Source organism: Collinsella aerofaciens (assembly GCF_002736145.1).
In the GTDB taxonomy this organism is placed as follows: Bacteria; Actinomycetota; Coriobacteriia; order Coriobacteriales; family Coriobacteriaceae; genus Collinsella; species Collinsella aerofaciens_A.
Window position 1 is genome coordinate 1,342,147 of the sequence record NZ_CP024160.1, and the last position, 17,891, is coordinate 1,360,037.

The following is a 17,891-nucleotide window of genomic DNA, read 5'->3' on the forward strand; positions in this document are numbered from 1 at the left end:
ATGAAAGGCAAATGGAAAGCCCGTTTGACGAGCGGAGGACATATGCGCGACGTAGCCGAAAGCGACTGGAAGCTGTTTAAGAAAATGCTTCCTCAATGGCAAGAACGTTATATGGAAAAGCTCATCGGCCAGTACGTTGAGATACTGAACGGCGACAGTGAAGCGTCCAGTAGATTTTGGGCACTAGAAGAGCACCTCAATAGAGACAAGCTGTCCTCAGGCGTAATTGCAAACGACCTTCGCCGCAGCACAATGCACCGCGAGATAGCCAATTTGCTTATCGACAGCGTGATCACCCTTGACGACCTTGACGGTTTTACCGAGGACATTAAGAGCTATGCGCAACACTGGATTGGCCAGTAAGAGCACTGAACGGCAGACATCCCCAGCAAAACGGGGCAAACGCCGGGCCACCTAATGGTTGTCCGGCGTTTGCCCAGATAAAACCTGCCAAAATAAACCTGTCCCTTTTTGGCAGGTTACTCGGCGCTCTTGAGGGCGCCGACCATGTCGATCTTATTGAGGGTGCGATTGGTAGCGAGGTTGACGATAAACGTAAAGGCAAAGGCCAGCAGAACGGATAACACGTAGCTCAGCGGCTCGACCTCAACGTCAAAGTACAATGACGGCATCTGCAAGATGTACGTAAAGCTCTCGGCCAGCGCACCGCCCAGCGGTACGCCCAGCGCGGCTCCGATCGCCGTAAGAATCAACGTCTCCTTGTTGACATAATGGTGCACCTCGCCACGACGGAAGCCCAGCACCTTGATAGTCGCCAGCTCGCGTTCGCGCTCCGAGATGTTGGTGTTAGACAACGTAAATACCACCACAAACGACAGGCAGGCCGCCATAAAGGTCACAAGCACCACGACCGAATTGATAATCGTAAAGTTTGCCTCATAGTTTTCCCAATGCTCGGCGGTACTCGACAGCGTAATCCAACCATCGCTCTTAAGACGGTTGGTAAACGCAATCTGATCAGCCGACGAACCCTTAAGCAGCGCAAGGATGCCGTTGAGGCGCGCGCTTCGACCGAACGCGCGCTCATAGGTGCCCTGCGTCATGTAAAGCGTGTTGCCCAGATAGTTGAGCGAAATGTCGCTGACTTTGACCTTGGCAACATTGAGCGACGAATCCTGGACGTGAGCCGTGTCGCCCGGCTTGATCCCCAGCACCAGCTGAGAGCTCTTGCTCAAATACACATCCCCGTCACGCAGGGCGAGCGGTTCTTTGGACTCATCCTCCAGGCGCACGTAATCGCCCAAGTCACCCGTGCGGTCGTCGGGAATCACGATGAGCTGCACGGTCTCGCTCTTACCGCCAAATGTAAAGATGACGTTGTCTGTCATAATCGGCAGCGTCGAAGTCACGGTCACGTTGGAATCCTTGGCTGCACTGCGCTCATCCAACGCCGCGCACGTCTGCGAAAAATCATCGGGGTTGGCGACCGCCAGCAAATCGTAGCGTGTGATGTGGCCGTACTGCTTGGGCGACAGCGCGACCGACGTATCACGGATGCCCATGCCGCAAATCACAAGCGCCGTGCAGCCCGCAATGCCAAAGATGGTCATAAAGGCGCGCTTTTTGTAGCGGAACAGGTTACGCGCTGCCACCTTGTTCAAAAAGCCCATGCGGCGCCAGACAAAGCCGATGCGCTCAAGCAAGATGCGCGAGCCGGCGCGCGGGGCCTTGGGGCGCATGAGCGAGGCAGGGGTCTCGGCCATCTCGTGGCGGCAGGCGATAATCGTGGCTCCCACCACGCCCACGGCAAACAGCGCCACCGAGACGATTGAGGACACGATGTCGTACGAAAGTAGCATCTGGGGCAGCGAGTACATGTCGTCGAACACCGTAAACAAGAACAGCGGCAGACCCACAAATCCGATGATATTGCCGAGCACGCCACCGATCAGACACGCCCACAGCGAGTAGTCCACATATTTGGACAGGATACGCCCGCGTGAATAGCCGAGCGCCTTGTACAGGCCAATAAGCGTGCGCTCCTCCTCGACCATGCGGGTGGCGGTGGTGAGGCTGATAAGCACGGCGACGATAAAGAAGATGAACGGGAACACCGTGGCGATGGCCTCGATCGAAGAACTATCGCTCTCGACGCTCGAGTAGCTTGCGATATTGCCGCGGTCCTGGATGTACCAGGTGCATTCACCCAGGTCAGAGAGCTCGGCGCGGGCATCGGCAAACTGCTGGTCGGCGGCGGCACGGCGCTGGTCCAGGTCGGCTTGCGCCTGCGCACGCTCGTCGCTGCCCTCGGCCATGCGATTGATGTTGTCCTGCTCGATCCCAAAGACCATATTCGCCTGACGCTCAGCCGCGTCCAAGCTCGCCGGCGTGTCGACCGTCAGCTCCTGGGCGCGCGCCTTCTCATGCTCCTCGCGGATCTTCTCGATATTGCCCTTGACCTCATTGATCTTTGCCGAGTAGGCATCCGAATAGGAGTTGAGGCTCTTGGCTCCCTCGACGACCACATGGACAGCGGAGTAGGAAGAAGATGTCGCGGCATCCTCGCTCACGTAGAACTTGTAGTCCGCAGTCGAAGCAGCGCGAAAGGCGTTGACTGTCGAGTCGGAGCTCACATCAGTAGGATCGAGAACCTCGGCCGTAATGGTGTAATCGCCCGCGGCAAATTGATCCTTGGCACTTTGGTTGGACGAGCTCGCGTCATTGGCGGCAAAGCTCACCGTATCGCCGATTTTCTTGCCCGAAGCCTTCAAAAAACGTGAGGTCACTGCCACTTCGCCCGAAGTCTCGGGCAGCTCGCCGCGTACTAGCACCGGTTGGTCAATATTCTCTTTGGAGAGGCTCTGTACGACGACACGCTCGCGCGTCGTGCCCACGGCGGTATAGGCGGTCTCGGTATAGATGCCCTCGGCCGTCTCGACGCCATCGACCTCTTGGATCGCAGCAAGATCGTCATCGGTCAGACCATAGGTCGACTGCACGTTGATGTCATAAACATTCTGCTGGTCAAAGTAAGCGTCAACCGAATCGCACAAGTCCTCGCAGCCCGCTTTGAGGCCGCACATCACGCTCACACCGAGCGCGGTGATGACCACGATGGATAAGAAGCGCTTAAGACTGCCTCGGATTGTGCGGTAGATGCCACGGCGAAAAACCGTCGGCACCATATCGTTTGAGCTTTGGGCGGTGCGGTAGGTCGTAAAATCCTGCTCGCGCTCCGTGTTCTGCGCATCGCGGCGTTGGCTGTTTTGGCGGTCTTGGTCCATGGGCGCTACCACTCGATCGTCTCGATCGGCACGGGATTTTGCTGGACTGTCTCGCTCTCTACGCGACCGCTCTTAAAGCGAATCAGGCGATCGGCCATGGGCGCCAGCGCAGAGTTGTGGGTGATGATAATGACCGTAATGCCCTGCTTGCGGCAAGTGTCCTGTAGCAGCTGCAAGATCTGCTTGCCGGTTTTGTAGTCGAGTGCACCCGTAGGCTCGTCGCACAAAAGCAGCTTGGGGTTCTTGGCCAGCGCGCGGGCGATGGATACGCGCTGCTGCTCGCCGCCCGAAAGCTGCGCCGGAAAGTTGCCCAGGCGCTCGCCCAGGCCAACCTGACGAAGCGTTTGCTCGGCATCGAGCGAATCGGGGCAGATCTGCGCCGCGAGTTCGACGTTCTCAAGCGCCGTCAGGTTAGGAACCAGATTGTAGAACTGGAAGACAAAGCCGACGTCGGCGCGGCGGTATTCCACGAGTTGCGCCTCATTGGCGGAGCTCACGTCGCGCCCGTCCACCGTCACAGTGCCGGAGGTTACCGTATCCATGCCGCCCAGAATGTTGAGGGCCGTGGTCTTGCCGGCGCCCGAAGCGCCCAGAATGATGGCGAGCTCACCGCGCTCGACCGTAAAGCTCGCGCCGTCGAGCGCGTGGATGCGGGCGTCGCCCTCGCCGTATGCCTTGATGACGTCTTTGAATTCGATATAGGCCATCGATTAATTCCCATCTGGTCGGATAACTCTTTAGTATTACCCATTTCGCACCTACCAAAAAGGGACAGGTTTATTTTGGCAGGTTTTATATGGGGAAACGGCAGCTATAGATAGGGCGCCGGGGAGGCCGAGAAATCATCGACGGGGTCAGGCCGACCGCCAAACACAACGCACGCATCTCAATCTGTCAGCCAAATCATTCGAACAGCTGTTCGTTTCTATGATATGATTCGACTATCTAAGCGGGCCAATACGCAGAAAGGCGGCCAACATGGCGTTCGACTTTAAGAAGGAATGCAAGGAGCTCTATAAACCTGCAAGCAAGCCGAGTATCGTAACTGTCCCGCCTATGAGCTACGTTGCCGTTCGCGGAAAGGGCGACCCAAATACCGAAGGTGGCGAGTATCAAAACGCCCTGCCGCTACTTTACGGCATCGCCTATACCGTCAAGATGTCAAAGAAAGGCTCAAGGAGTATCGAGGGCTATTTCGACTTTGTGGTACCGCCGCTCGAGGGTTTCTGGTGGCAAGAGTCCCCGAGCGGCGACATCGATTATGCCCGCAAGGACAATTTCAACTTTATCTCGTGCATCCGCCTGCCCGATTTCGTCACCCGAGATGACTTTGACTGGGCAGTCGCGGAAGCCACGACCAAAAAGAAACTGGACTTTTCCGCCGTCGAACTGCTTAAAGTTGACGAGGGTCTCTGCGTTCAATGTATGCACACCGGGCCCTACGACAACGAACCGGCGACCGTAGACGCTATGCATGAATACACGACCGAGCTGGGCTATGTTCCCGACTTCTCAGACACCCGTTTACATCACGAAATCTATCTCTCCGATCCACGCAAATGCGCACCGGAGAAACTTAAGACCGTGGTTCGTCATCCTATCAAGCGCGCTGAATAGCGTGGGGCGTCATTTCACGCGCTGGGTTTTAAGCCAGCCAACCAGCCGCCTCCTAGGCCGTCCGGTAATTATCTTGACGCGGCCCATCGCATCTTATAAGTTTGTTTTGCTAAAGCTGGAAAGCCTCTCAACGATGCGCAACTCCAGCTCTTTTTCTATCAAGAGAGCAAGTGTCGGAAAGCAAAATGTCAGAAAGCAACGTATCGAGCAGGATTAAACGCCTGGTCAACACCTATAGCGGCCTCGTGCTTATGGGTGCCGTCGGAATCCCTATCGGCATCATCGTTGGCGCCATCTGTGCCCTTTTTGGTCGTGTGCTCCTGGCAATCGGCGCCTTCCGGGACGTGCACGTCGCGTTGCTGCTCCCCTTTCTCGCTCTTGCGGGCCTTGCCATCGTGTTTGCCTACCGCACCTGGGGCAAGGGCACCGACCGCGGCATGAGTCTGGTGTTCGACGTAGGCCACGGACGCGAGGACGCCATCTCCCCACGTTTGGTGCCGCTCATTATGCTGAGCACGTGGGCCACGCATCTCTTTGGCGGCAGTGCGGGACGCGAGGGCGTGGCCGTGCAGATCGGTGCAACCGTCTCGCATTGGATTGGCCGACGCCTGCCTTTCCGCGACCCCGGCAACACGTTTTTGCTCATTGGTATGGCCGCTGGCTTTGCCGGACTCTTTCGAACACCGCTCGCTGCTACGGTCTTTGCCGTCGAGGTGCTGGTCGCCGGACGCATGGAATACCGCGCGCTGTTTCCCGCGCTTACGGCTTCACTTGCCGCAAGCATGACCTCCGGCGCCCTGGGGCTCGAGAAGTTCGAGGTCGCCGTTACCGCCTCGTATGCGCTCGACCTCCCCGGTCTTGGATGGCTGGCGTTGTTGGGTATCGCGTTTGGTATGGTAGGTGGCGCTTTTGCCTGGTGCCTTGCCCACGCCAAGACCCTTGCGGCGCGGCTGTTCCCCAACCCTTATACGCGCATTGCCGTTATGGGCCTTGTGCTGTCGGCGATTTTGTTCGCGCTGTGGCAAGGGCGATACTGCGGACTTGGCACCAACCTGATATCGGCGGCACTCAACGGTGACGGCAAGGTCGCCATCATGCCTTGGGACTGGGCGCTCAAATTCACACTCACCATTGCCACGCTTGCCGCAGGATATCAGGGTGGCGAGGTAACGCCGCTGTTCTCCATCGGAGCCAGCTTGGGTGTCGTACTCGCCGGGATTCTCGGCATGCCCGCCGAGCTCTGCGCCGCGCTGGGCTACGCCGCCGTTTTTGGCAGCGCCACCAATACGCTGCTCGCGCCCATCTTTATTGGCTGCGAGGTCTTTGGCTTTAGCAGTCTGCCGACGTTCTTTATTGTCTGCGTCGTGGCCTACCTGTTCAACATGGATAAGTCGATCTATGCGCTGCAGGAGCACAGCCGAACCCGATAAACAGGGCGTTTGCCACCAAAAAACGCGCACGACAGGCCAGGCCCGCCGCGCGCGTCATCCTATACGCGATTAGTTATTGTTGTTGGTCATCGAAGCCACTGCTGCCGCAAGATTGGAAATGGGCATTGTCTGCAGCCAGATGCGCCCCGGACCGGTGAGCACAGTGTTAAACACGCCTTCACCGCCAAACATGATGTTTTTGACGCCCTTGACCATCTGCGCGTCGATGCTCACCGTCTCCTCAAAGCCGGCCACGTTGCCGGTATCTACAATCATTTGCTGGCCAGCAGCAAGCTCGTACTCAACTAGGTCGCCGTCGATCTCGGCAAAGGCAATACCCGAGCCCGTGAGCTTTTGCATGATAAAACCCTCGCCACCAAAGACGCCGGTCTTTGCCTTCTTGTTAAAGTGGATGCTCAGCTCAACACCACTTTCCGCGGCAAGGAACGAACGCTTCTGCAAAATCCAGCTCTTACCAGGGCCAATCTCGATCGGTATAATGCGGCCGGGGAAGCAAGAGCCAAACGCAATCATACCATCGCCGTGCGCGGTCCAAATGTTTTGGAACAACGCCTCACCCGAAAAAGCCTTAGAGAACATCTTGCCTATGCCACCGCCCGAGGTGGACATCTCCATGTTGGGGGTCATCCAGACCATGGCACCGCTTTCGGTGATCATGGATTCGCCGTCGCTAAGGTTGCACGTAACAACCGGGAAAGCCCCTCCGCCGATCTCGTACTGCATGACCGTCTCCTTTCCTTCGGGAGCCGAACAACGATGTCCATATTTTAGCAGTTAGAGGTGCGTTTATTTGGGTCGGTGGCGTTCATGGCACCGATCACCGCCAGCCTCCGCTGCCGTCTGCACAGATAAAACCTGCCAAAATAAACCTGTCCCTTTTTGGCAGGTTTTAGAGGCGGACGGTGAAGGCGATCTGATGATCGTGGCCGGACACGGTAGCGCAGCCGCCATGGGCCTCGGCGATGGCGCGCACGACGGATAGGCCCACACCCGAGCCGCCTGTCTTGGAGCTGCGCGACACGTCCGCACGATAGAAGCGGTCGAACAATCGGTCCAGGTCGCCTTCGGGCAGCTCGTCTACAGCGTTCGATACGACAAGCTCTGCCGAGCCTTTGCCCGCACCGCGCGAAACGGCGCGCAGGCTCAGCTCGATCACGCTGTCCTCGCTTGCGTAGCGTGTGGCGTTGTCCAGCAGCAGCTCAACAACCTGCGCCACTGCCGCGGCATCGGCATGGGCCCGCACACCGCTCGCGATCGACGTCGACAGCCGCTTTCCGCGCGAAACCGCCACCGATTCAAATGGCGTCGCAGCCGTGTCCACGGCCTCCGAAAGATCAATCGTCGCCATAGTAAAGCCGGCCGAACCCTCGTCCATACGCGCCAGGAACACCAGACGCTCCGTGAGCGCCGTCAGCCGCGCGACCTGCTCGTGAATGCTCTGCGTCCACTCGCTCTCGCCGCTCTCGATCTCTTGGACCTCGTTGGCGGCGTCAATCACGGCCAGCGGCGTTTTGATCTCGTGGCTTGCATCGGTAATGAAGCGCTTCTGTTTGCTATAACTCTCGACCATCGGCCGAATCACCGCACCCGAGGCGACCGTTACAATTGCCAGCACCGCCAGCCAGCCAATGCAGCTGATTGCCACACTCGCGCTCAAAAACGAATGGAAACTTGCAAGCTCGCGCGAACAGTCCACGAACACATAGGTTGTCTTGTCGCCCTGAACCGTAGCCGTATAACGGTAGTTGCCAGAAAAGCCCGAAGTCCAACCCTTGGAATATAGTCCTGCAGCGATGCGGGCGGCACGCTTGGCACCTACCGCGGCAATGCGGGCCGTGTTGACATCGGTCACCTGCCCGCCGGCAATCGACACCGTAAAGTAGCGCGTGTCGAAGGGAGACTCCGCCGTCATGCCTTCAAAATGCACATCGCGAACGGCCGCCCGGTTACCGGTAGCAACCTTGCCGGCAACCGCATCCTGACCGGGACCGGTCTTAGGCTCGTCCTCCCCATCAATGCCATCCTTGCCTGCCAGGATATAGTCCAGTCGTGCATCGGCCATCTTGCAAACATGCGAATAATTGACAATGTTGATGCCAGCGATGATGAGCGTGAGCACCACGGTCACAGCGCCCATGGCAACGAGGATGAACTTACGACGCAGGCGACGGCCCATTGCACTGGCAGCATCGGCGCGCTCCGGATTACCCGAGCCCACACCCATGCCGAGCTTCGCCGCCATGCGCTTGCACCACGTGCGCACGCTCACGCCCGTTCTCCTTCCTCGACAACCTCGAGCGAATATCCCTGGTTGCGCGACGCGCGGATGGCCACGTCGGCACCCAGCGCCGTCAGCTTTTTGCGCAGGTACGAGATATAGACCCACACTACATTGGCACCTTCGGGCGCGTCCTCGCCCCAAACCTCAAGCATTAGGCGCTCGGTGGGCATGCGCGTGCCGGCGTTGCGCATAAAGAGTTCCATAAGCTGAAACTCGCGATTGGCCAGGTGCTCCTCGCCCAAAGGTCCCACAAGCGTGCAAGCCGCCGTGTCGAGGCGCACGTTACCCACGCTGAGCGTCGTGGCGTCAATTGCCGTCGCGGCACGCGTCATGGCACGAATACGCGCAAGCAGTTCCTTGGCGGCAAACGGCTTGGTCAGGTAATCGTTGGCACCGGCATCCAGGCCCTCGACCTTATCGGACACCTCGCTTTTTGCCGTGAGCATGATGATGGGCAGTCGCTTTCCGGCGGCGCGTGTACGCTTGAGCACCTCGATGCCGTCCATGCCGGGCATCATGATGTCCAGGATTGCGGCGTCGTAATCGTTGGTGAGTAGATTCTCGAGCGCCGTCAAGCCGTCGAGGGCGGTGTCGACCTCGTAGTCGCTATGTTGAAGAATCGCGGTGAGGGCGCGGGAGAGACCAGGTTCGTCCTCGGCAAGCATCAGCTTCATAGTTGCTCCTTTGGCGCATGGCTCTACAGGTTTCGATACTGCCGATGATAGCGTACCGTCAACCGCCTTAGCGCAGCCTTAGCGGCTCAACCTGCGCGTTTTCAAATACGCAGGATGTGACTTAGCCAAACTTAAGCCGCCGATGCCGAGCGCCCGGACGCATACCGGCCGCGGAAGGACGGAGGCTCGTCCTTTTGCGGCGTCCTAGTTATGCAAAGCGTTCGAGCGTTATTCCTCGTACGCGCCCTCAAGCCGCAGTAGCCACTCCTTGCGATCAAGGCCGCCGGCATATCCGTTGAGCGAACCATCGGCGGCAACTACGCGATGACATGGCACGATAATCGAAATGGGGTTACGCGCAACCGCAGCCCCCACAGCACGGGGAGACACAGCGGGCGCTTCATTTCCTGGCACACGATGTCGAGCCGCAACACGCTGGGCGATCTCGCCATACGTAGCGACCTCGCCACGCGGGATAGAAAGCAGCTCAAACCAAACCTCGCGCTGAAACGCCGTGCCGATCAAATGCAACGGCGGCGTAAATCGAGGCTCCTGTCCCGCAAAATAGGCATTCAACCAAGCCCAAGAACGCTCAAGCACCGAAGAAGCCGCGCCATTTGCCGGACTCACCGAAGACATCCCACCGGTACCGGAAACCGCGTCGGCGCCTTCAACATGTTCGGGGTCTTCCCGGAGAAGCGTGGAACCAAAGTGCTCCTGCCCCTCAAACCAAAGCCCCGTCAGACCGCGGCCATCAGCGGCAAGCAAGATTTCGCCCAAAGGCGAGGCAAATGTCGTCGTGACCACCAGCGGCTCCTTTCAAAACTCCGCAACATAATACCGCGAATTGTGCAGACAACCCCAATCGACCCCAAAGTCACCCAAGGCAGCAGGCGCGACAGCGCCGCAGCTGCCGCACGACCCCAAAGTCCCCGCAGGCAGCAGGCGCAACGCGCCACAGCTGCCGGCCGCACCCCAAAGTCCCCCAAGGCGGCAGGCGCAAAGCGCCGAGGCCGCCGCCGGGACCAGGGCCCGCAACAACCACGTGCCCCCACATCAGCCCAGCGGCCCCAACCAACAACGGCCCCATCGCGGGCAGCTCGCAGCAACGTCACCGCAGGCGGGGGCCGGGCTTGGTTTTCAGAACACTCCGCAGACCAGTGTGGCGCCTTGTCCGCGGCTCCGAAGGAGCAGGACAAGGCGCCACACATGGTCGAGGACGTTCTGAAAACCAAGCCCGGCCCCCGCCGGACAGGTCAACCGCTACTCGCAGAGCAGCTTAGCGATCTGGACGGCGTTGGTTGCCGCGCCCTTACGGATTTGGTCACCGCAGCACCAGAAGGTGATGCCACGCGCGGCCTCGGGGTTCGAGATGTCGCGACGCACGCGGCCGACCCAAATCAGGTCCTGGTCGGACGTATCCATCGGCATGGGGAAGCGGTCGTGTGCATCCTCGGCGCTCATGTCGTCAACCAGCTTCACGCCGGGAGCGGCAGCCAGCGCGGCACGGGCCTCCTCGACCGTAATATCGCGCTCAAACTCGAGCGTAATGCTCTCGGAGTGCGAACGCAGCACGGGCACGCGCACGCAGGTGCAGTTCACGCGCAGCTCGGGCAGGTGCATAATCTTGCGGCCCTCGTTTTGCAGCTTCATTTCCTCGGAAGTAAAGCCTTCCTCCTTGACGCCGCCGATCTGCGGAATCAGGTTGCTCGCCAGCTGGGCGGCAAACGCGCGCGGCTCGGGAATCTCCTCGCCGCGGCCCAGGGCGGCCAGCTGAGCCTCAAGCTCGGCCATACCGGGAGCGCCGGCGCCCGAAGCTGCCTGATACGTGGACACGATCATACGCTTCACGCCAGCAAGCTGATGCAGCGGCCAGGTGGGAACCAGGCCGATGATGGTCGCGCAGTTGGGGTTGGCAATAAGGCCATGATGCCACTTGATGTCATCGGCATTGATCTCGGGCACGACCAGCGGCACCTCGGGATCCATGCGGAAGGCGTGGCTGTTGTCGACCACAACGGCGCCGCGCTTGACGGCCTCGGGCAGCAGTTCCTTGGCGATATCGTCGCCGGCAGCGCCGAGTACGATGTCGCAGCCCTCAAAGGCCTCGGGGCAAGCCTCCTCAATCACAACCTGCTCGCCGCGGAACTCGACGGTCTTGCCCGCAGAGCGTGCGCTCGCCAGCAGCTTGAGCTTACCGACCGGAAACTCCTGCTCGTTGAGGCACTCGAGCATCTGGGTGCCCACGGCTCCCGTCGCGCCCAAAATAGCAACCGTGTACTGTTTCATGCTTCCCCCTTTAAAGGTTGTGGCTATCGCCCGCACGCCAAGCAGGCCGGATATTCTTGCCCAGTTTATACAAGAACGGGGCGGGCACGAAACCCGCCCCGTCGAAACGAAACCGAAACGAAACGCCCCGCCGTAGTTTTTGAGGCAAGTCCCAAAAATCTACTGGGATAGCAGCTACTTGTGGAGCGCGGCCGGGGCGGGATCGACCGGCACGGGAGCCTCCAGGTCGGAGACCTTCACAATGCCGTTCTCGTCGGAGAAGGCGCGGTAAATGGTCCGAATCGCCAGGTCGAAGTCCTTCTCCTCGACACCGATAATGATGTTGATCTCGTCACAGCTCTGCGAAATCATGCGCACGCTCACGCCGGCCTGGCCGAGCATGCCAAACAGGTGGCCCGAGATACCTGCGCGGCCGCGCAGGTTACGACCGACGGTCGCGATGAGCGCCAAGCCCTCGACAACCTCGATCTCGAGCGGCTCGACCTCCTGCTGGATGTCACCCACGAGTGAGTACAGCGAATCGTGCACATCCTGCTCCTGCACCACGGCGCCAAAGCGGTCGACGCCGGTGGGCATATGCTCGACGGAAACGTCATAGCGTTCGAACACCGAAAGTGCACGGCGCATAAAGCCGACACGGGGCTTGGTGCGGTCGCGGGCAACGTTGATGGCGACAAAGCCGCGCTTGCCGGTCACGCCGGTAATGATAGGCTCCGCCTCACCCTCGTCAGCCGTCTCGCTAATGATGGTGCCGGGGTCCTGCGGCGCATTGGTGTTCTTGATGACCAGCGGAATGCCTGCCTCGCGCACGGGGAACACGGCCTCCTCGTGCAGGACGCTCGCGCCCATGTACGAAAGCTCGCGCAGCTCCTCGTAGGTAACGCGGGCGATGGGCTGAGCCTCGGGCACAATGCGAGGATCGGCAGAATAGAAGCCCGAAACGTCGGTCCAGTTCTCGTACAGGTCGGCACCAAGGCACTTGGCCAGAATCGAGCCGGAAATATCGCCGCCGCCACGGTCGAGCAGCTTGATCTGCCCCTCACGCGTCGCGCCGTAGAAACCGGGCATAACAAAGCCGCCCTGCTGGCCGTACTCCTGCACCAGCTCGGCGGTGCGGTTCATGCTGAGCGTACCGTCATGATGGAACGCCACGACCGTCGCGGCATCCAGGAACGGCAGGCCCAGGTACTCGGCCATCAGGCGAGCGGTAAAGTACTCGCCGCGGCTTACGAGCTCCTCAGTAGAGTAGCCACCGGAGCGAGCACGCTCGGCAAAGGCCGCAAACTCTTCGCGGATGGGATAGGTGAGCCCCAGCTCGTCAGCGATATCAAAATAGCGCTGGCCGATGTCCTCGAGCAGCTCCTCGCACGACACGTGGTACTTGACGTGCGCGTTGACCAAGTAGAGCAGATCGGTCACCTTGGTGTCGCCCTTAAAACGGCGACCGCAGGCAGAAACCACCACAAAACGGCGGGCCGGATCGGCATCGACGATGGCCTTGATCTTCTTAAAGTGTTCGGCGTCGGCGACCGACGAGCCGCCAAACTTGGCAATCTTAATCATGGGCTGGAGGTTACCTTTCTAAAAAGCCTCTGCGAACCTATTTTGCGCGCTCTGATACCATGGTTTCACCGATTGGGACCAAGGCATCCGAGGAGCAGTGTTATATGGGAACTTATCATAGTACACGAGGACGCACTTTATCGTGCTCAAGTAAGGTGGCAATCCGTACCGGCATCGCTCCCGACGGGGGTTTGTTTGTCTCGGACGAGCTCGGCACCCAGCAGGTCGATATCAGCTCGCTTGCAGATAAATCGTACTTTGAAATCGCTCAAGATGTGTTGGGAATGTTACTGAATGATTACACGACCGAAGAAATTTCGGCCTGTGTGAATGAGGCATACCGCGGCACGTTCGCGAGCGAAGAGGTCACGCCGCTCGTCAAACTCGACGCCGCACCGGGCGCCGACGCCCCGCAAACCTATGTGATGGAGCTCTTTGGCGGCCCCACGAGCGCCTTTAAGGACGTCGCCCTGCAGATGCTCCCCCGCCTGATGGCCCGCACCTCTGCCAAGGACGGCGGCGCCGAGCGCATCATGATCGTCACCGCCACGTCGGGCGACACCGGCAAGGCAGCACTCGCCGGCTTTGCCGACGCTCCGGGCACGGGCATCACTGTCTTTTATCCCGAGGGCAAGGTCAGCCGCGTCCAGAACCTGCAGATGTCCACTCAGGAGGGCGACAACGTCGCTGTCTGCGGCATCCGCGGCAACTTTGACGACGCCCAGAGCGCCGTCAAGCGCATCTTTGCCGATAAGGAGCTTGCCGAGCGCCTGGAGGCCGCTGGCACCGTGCTTTCGAGCGCCAACTCCATCAATGTCGGCCGCCTGGTGCCGCAGGTCGTCTACTACTTTGCCGCCTATGCGCAGCTGCTGCGCGCCGGCGCTATCGAGGCTGGCGACGCCGTAGAGTTCTGTGTGCCCACCGGCAACTTTGGCGATATCTTGGCCGGCTACTACGCCAAGCGCATGGGTCTGCCCGTCGCCAAGCTCGTCGTGGCGAGCGACAAGAACAACGTGCTGGCCGACTTCCTGACCACCGGCGTTTACGACCGTAACCGCCCGTTCTTCACGACCATCTCGCCGTCGATGGACATCCTCATCAGCTCCAACCTGGAGCGCATGCTCTACTTCCTGTCCGATGGCGACTGCGAGCTCGTTGCCGGCCTTATGGAGCAGCTCGCTCAGACCGGTCGTTACGAGGTGCCCGCCGAGCTGCTGGCAAAGATTCAGAGCGTCTTTGGCTGCGGCTGGGCCAGCGAGGACGAGGTCCGCGCTGCCATCAAGACCTGCTGGGATGCGAACGGCTACGTGATCGATCCGCATACCGCCTGCGGCTATCACGTCTTTGAGCAGGTCGCTCCCGCCGAGGGCGCCAAGGCCCGCGTGCTGCTTTCGACCGCCAGCCCTTACAAGTTCCCACGCGCCTGCTGCGACGCCCTGGGGCTCAACGTTCCCGAGGATGATTTTGAGGCCATGCGCGTGCTCGAGCAGGCCACCAACACGGTCGCCCCGACCCAGCTCGCCGAACTCGAATCCAAACCCGTCCGCTTCGAAGACGTCTGCGACGTCGATGAGATGGCCAGCTACGTCGAGTCCGTAGCAAAAAAGATGGCTTCCAACTAAGCCCCTCATTAAGCGCCGGCGAAAGCCGGCGCACCTTCTTTCATCAGATAACCCCCGGGATGATGACGAACGCGCACAGCGTGCCTGGCTGTTTAGTTCGTCGCGAGTTCCGCACGCAAAGGAAAGCACTTAATGTGCTTTCCGTCTTGCGCAGGACTGCCCGAGCAGCGAACTAAACAGCCAGGCACGCCAGGAGGACTCACATGATCAAGATCACCGTCCCAGCAACAAGCGCCAACTTGGGCATTGGCTACGACACCCTCGGCATGGCCGTCAGCCTTTACTCGCACTTCACCTTCGAGCGCGCCGACAAGCTCACCATCACGGGCTGCCCCGAGGAATTCCAAAACGAGAACAACCTGGTCTACGTGAGCTTTGTCGATGCGCTTGCCGCATGGGGCGAGCCGGCTTTTCCCGTTGCCATCGACATTCAAACCGATGTGCCCGTCGCTCGCGGCCTGGGCTCCAGCTCCACCTGCGTTGTCGCCGGCATTATGGCCGCCGCCGCGCTGACGGGCCACACCGTCGACCGCGCCGAGCTCGTCCGCATTGCCACCGAGGTCGAGGGCCATCCCGATAACGTCGCCCCCGCTATCCTGGGCGGCGCCGTCTGCTCCTTTACGCCGACCGATTCGCTCCCCCAGTGCCTGCGCTACGAGGTGAGCGATCGCCTGCGTTTTATTACCGTGATTCCGCCCTACGAGGTACACACGAGTGAGGCGCGCAAGGTCGTGCCGCAGGAGATTCCGCTTTCCACCGCCGTATGGCAGATGGGCCGCATCGCCGGCATGACGCGCGGTCTCGAGACCGGCGATCTGGACCTGATTGCCGCCGCCAATGACGACCGTATCCAGGAACCCTATCGTCGCCGTCTGATTCCCGACTACAACGCTGTGCGCGACACCTGCCTTAACGGCGGCGCCAAGACCATCTGGATCAGCGGCTCCGGCTCGACCCTTATGGCTGTGACCGACGATACCATCGTGGCAAAGTTCCTGCAGGTCAAGCTGCGTGAGCAGTTCCCCAAGTGCGACACGCATATTCTGACGTGCGACACCGAGGGCGCTCAAATCGAGTACCTGTAGACATCGCTGGTTAATCCCTTCGGGCCGCCCAAGGGTATCCCCTTAAAAACGTCCTCGCACTTGAGGCCCGCTTATCCTGCTCCTTCGGAGCTACGGATAAGCGGGCCTCGTGCTGCGGAATGTTTTTAAGGGGATACCCTTGGGCGGCCCTACAGCAACGTGGTCGACGATGTCTATAGGAACCCACGCTTTGAAGGGGCGCCGGACTGATGGTTTGGCTTTTTATTGGTGGGGGCCCTTACTAGGATGGGACCCTTACTAGAGGCAGGCCTCGGCGATGCGCTTTTTGAGTTCGTCGATGCCGGTGCCGGTCTGGGAGCTTGTGATGATCACGTTTTCGGCCGGGACGTTGAGCTGCTTTTTGATGGCTGCTGCCTGGCGGGCCTGCTGGGTACGGCTGAGTTTGTCGGCCTTGGTGAGACAGACGATAAAGTTGAATTCGTTGCCCTGTAGGTAGTCGATCATGTCGTGGTCGAGCTTGCTGGGATCGTGACGAATGTCCACCAGCGAGACGACCAAGTTAAAGCTGCGTTCGGAGTCGAAGAAGTCGCCGATAAGCTCGGCCCAGCGGTCACGCTCGGCCTTAGAACGACGGGCGAAACCATAGCCCGGCAGGTCGATGAAGTGCACGTCGTCGGCCTCGAAGAAATTGATGTTGCTCGTCTTGCCCGGTGTGCTCGAAACCTTGACCAGGTTCTTGCGGCCAAAGAGCTTGTTCATAATCGACGACTTGCCCACATTGGAGCGGCCGACAAAGCTCACTTCGGGGCAGGTGGACTCGGGAATCTGCGAAACCTTGCCGTAGCTGGCGACGAACTTGGCAAGCTGGTAGTTAATGGAATCGGCCATGGACACTCCTTGGTCGTAGGTTCTTACAAAAGAGCGCGCTATTGCGCAGCGGCAATGCGGCGGACGATATCGAGCGTGATGTTACTTGCGACACGCGCGTACTCGAACAGATCGAACTCTCGGTCGCAAATTGCATCGTACGCCTCGTCACAATTATCGCTGATAGCGCGCAACACCAGGCAATCGACACCATTTTTGGTTGCGACATGGGCAATTGCCGCGCCCTCCATGCCGACACAATCGGCATGCGTCGCCTCGATAGCGTCGTTGCGCATGGCGGCGCCCGTCACAAAGCGGTTACCCGTGGCAATCGTGCCGACCAGGAACTGCTTGGTGCCCTCGTTCGAAGCGACTGCATTTGTTGAAGCATCAACGAACCCACGCTCAGCAAGCACGTCGACGGCAATATCGACCAGCGCGGGTGTCGAGCCAAACTCCTCGAGCCCCGGTGCGGACTCGGCGATAAGCGCGGTATCGGTATCCAGATAGCGCAGGCGTTTGCCAATGACCACGTCGTCGATATGGAGCTTGGGGTTCAAACCGCCCGCAATGCCCGAAAACACAACAGCCTGCGGAGCATACTTGCTAATGAGGTGCTGTGTTGCAGCGGCGGCGTTCACCGTGCCCATGCCCGCCGTTGTGGCGACAACTGTCAGACCGTCGAGCTCACCGCTCACAACGGTCAAGCCTGCCTCCCGCGCCTCGCAAACGTCGCTCAGCTCTTCCTTAATCTGCATGATCTCTTTTTCGAGCGCACCGATAATCGCGATGGTAGCCATACCATTCCCCAAACCTATACGAAATTCTCAACCACGGTATGGTACCAGCATTTTGTTTGACCTCGCCAAACGAACACGCTAAGCCAGTGCAGCTCGCGTATCAAACAGCGCCTTTGCAATCGCGGCCGTAACCTCGCTCGAGCGGTCGCTCCACGGCATAGATGTCATGACGCTCATGACATAGGTACGGCCATCGATGTCGATAGCAGGCATTTCTTTCCAAAGATATTCAGTCGCGTTTAAGGTGTCTCTAAACAATAAACAGGCGTTTCTATGCAAAAACACCGATTCTGTTGCGTATCTTTGCCCAAAACGCAGTTGCGGTGAAATAGTTCCTGTTTGGGCTGCATAAGCCGAAAAACAAGAACTATTCCACCGCAACTTGACGGGGCTCTTTGGCAATCAACTTGGTGCCCAGGGGCACTCATTTAAGTCT

General features: G+C 59.4%; 16 protein-coding genes. 5 read left to right on the top strand and 11 right to left on the bottom strand.

Translation table 11 applies throughout. The features are described 5' to 3' along the window. Nucleotides 1-42: 42 nt before the first annotated feature. On the top strand, nucleotides 43-363 hold the full coding sequence (locus CSV91_RS05925; protein WP_099432160.1) for a multidrug transporter: 321 nt from the start codon (nucleotides 43-45) through the stop codon (nucleotides 361-363). Nucleotides 364-479: 116 nt separating this feature from the next. Here CSV91_RS05925 and CSV91_RS05930 read toward each other — a convergent pair whose 3' ends face one another. Next, entirely contained in the window at nucleotides 480-3,245 is a 2,766-nt protein-coding gene (locus CSV91_RS05930; RefSeq protein ID WP_232049571.1) for an FtsX-like permease family protein, read from the bottom strand. 5 nt (nucleotides 3,246-3,250) lie between these two features. Beyond that, nucleotides 3,251-3,952, bottom strand: a complete 702-nt coding sequence (locus CSV91_RS05935) for an ABC transporter ATP-binding protein (RefSeq protein WP_099432161.1) — start codon at nucleotides 3,950-3,952, stop codon at nucleotides 3,251-3,253. 271 nt (nucleotides 3,953-4,223) lie between these two features. Here CSV91_RS05935 and CSV91_RS05940 point away from each other — a divergent pair, with 271 nt between their 5' ends. Both CSV91_RS05940 and CSV91_RS05945 read left to right on the top strand, forming a co-directional pair. Beyond that, nucleotides 4,224-4,862, top strand: a complete 639-nt coding sequence (locus CSV91_RS05940) for a GyrI-like domain-containing protein (RefSeq protein WP_099432162.1) — start codon at nucleotides 4,224-4,226, stop codon at nucleotides 4,860-4,862. A 185-nt stretch (nucleotides 4,863-5,047) separates the two neighbouring features. Continuing rightward, nucleotides 5,048-6,292, top strand: coding sequence for a chloride channel protein (locus CSV91_RS05945; protein WP_099432163.1), 1,245 nt, complete (start codon nucleotides 5,048-5,050; stop codon nucleotides 6,290-6,292). A 69-nt stretch (nucleotides 6,293-6,361) separates the two neighbouring features. On the opposite strand, the gene CSV91_RS05950 is transcribed toward CSV91_RS05945, so the two are convergent. The 6 genes from CSV91_RS05950 to CSV91_RS05975 form a co-directional block, all read right to left on the bottom strand. Continuing rightward, on the bottom strand, nucleotides 6,362-7,036 hold the full coding sequence (locus CSV91_RS05950) for a TIGR00266 family protein (RefSeq protein WP_089572342.1): 675 nt from the start codon (nucleotides 7,034-7,036) through the stop codon (nucleotides 6,362-6,364). Nucleotides 7,037-7,202: 166 nt separating this feature from the next. Then, complete coding sequence (locus CSV91_RS05955; RefSeq protein WP_099432164.1) at nucleotides 7,203-8,582, bottom strand: sensor histidine kinase; 1,380 nt, start codon at nucleotides 8,580-8,582, stop codon at nucleotides 7,203-7,205. Beyond that, the gene (locus CSV91_RS05960) at nucleotides 8,579-9,268 is read right to left on the bottom strand and encodes a response regulator transcription factor (RefSeq protein ID WP_089572344.1); all 690 of its coding nucleotides are present in this window, start codon (nucleotides 9,266-9,268) and stop codon (nucleotides 8,579-8,581) included. Before CSV91_RS05960 ends, CSV91_RS05955 begins: the two co-directional genes overlap by 4 nt. A 228-nt stretch (nucleotides 9,269-9,496) precedes the next feature. Beyond that, nucleotides 9,497-10,075: a methylated-DNA--[protein]-cysteine S-methyltransferase gene (locus CSV91_RS05965; RefSeq protein WP_232049572.1), complete on the bottom strand. Its 579-nt coding sequence runs from the start codon at nucleotides 10,073-10,075 to the stop codon at nucleotides 9,497-9,499. Nucleotides 10,076-10,531: 456 nt separating this feature from the next. Then, nucleotides 10,532-11,557, bottom strand: a complete 1,026-nt coding sequence (locus CSV91_RS05970; protein ID WP_089572346.1) for an aspartate-semialdehyde dehydrogenase — start codon at nucleotides 11,555-11,557, stop codon at nucleotides 10,532-10,534. Nucleotides 11,558-11,731: 174 nt separating this feature from the next. Beyond that, nucleotides 11,732-13,120, bottom strand: a complete 1,389-nt coding sequence (locus CSV91_RS05975) for an aspartate kinase (RefSeq protein ID WP_099432166.1) — start codon at nucleotides 13,118-13,120, stop codon at nucleotides 11,732-11,734. A 104-nt stretch (nucleotides 13,121-13,224) separates the two neighbouring features. Between CSV91_RS05975 and thrC the strand changes: the two genes are divergently transcribed. After that, entirely contained in the window at nucleotides 13,225-14,742 is a 1,518-nt protein-coding gene (thrC, locus tag CSV91_RS05980; RefSeq protein ID WP_099432167.1) for a threonine synthase, read from the top strand. Nucleotides 14,743-14,945: 203 nt separating this feature from the next. Continuing rightward, nucleotides 14,946-15,827, top strand: a complete 882-nt coding sequence (gene thrB, locus CSV91_RS05985) for a homoserine kinase (protein WP_006234874.1) — start codon at nucleotides 14,946-14,948, stop codon at nucleotides 15,825-15,827. Nucleotides 15,828-16,085: 258 nt separating this feature from the next. Here thrB and yihA read toward each other — a convergent pair whose 3' ends face one another. The 3 genes from yihA to CSV91_RS10220 form a co-directional block, all read right to left on the bottom strand. Further along, nucleotides 16,086-16,676, bottom strand: coding sequence for a ribosome biogenesis GTP-binding protein YihA/YsxC (gene yihA, locus CSV91_RS05990; RefSeq protein WP_099432168.1), 591 nt, complete (start codon nucleotides 16,674-16,676; stop codon nucleotides 16,086-16,088). 38 nt (nucleotides 16,677-16,714) lie between these two features. Then, entirely contained in the window at nucleotides 16,715-17,455 is a 741-nt protein-coding gene (gene mtnN, locus CSV91_RS05995; protein WP_099432169.1) for a 5'-methylthioadenosine/S-adenosylhomocysteine nucleosidase, read from the bottom strand. Nucleotides 17,456-17,533: 78 nt separating this feature from the next. Next, a complete protein-coding gene (locus CSV91_RS10220; protein WP_255413212.1) occupies nucleotides 17,534-17,668 on the bottom strand; it encodes a hypothetical protein in 135 nt (44 codons plus the stop codon). Between the last annotated feature and the right edge of the window lie 223 nt (nucleotides 17,669-17,891).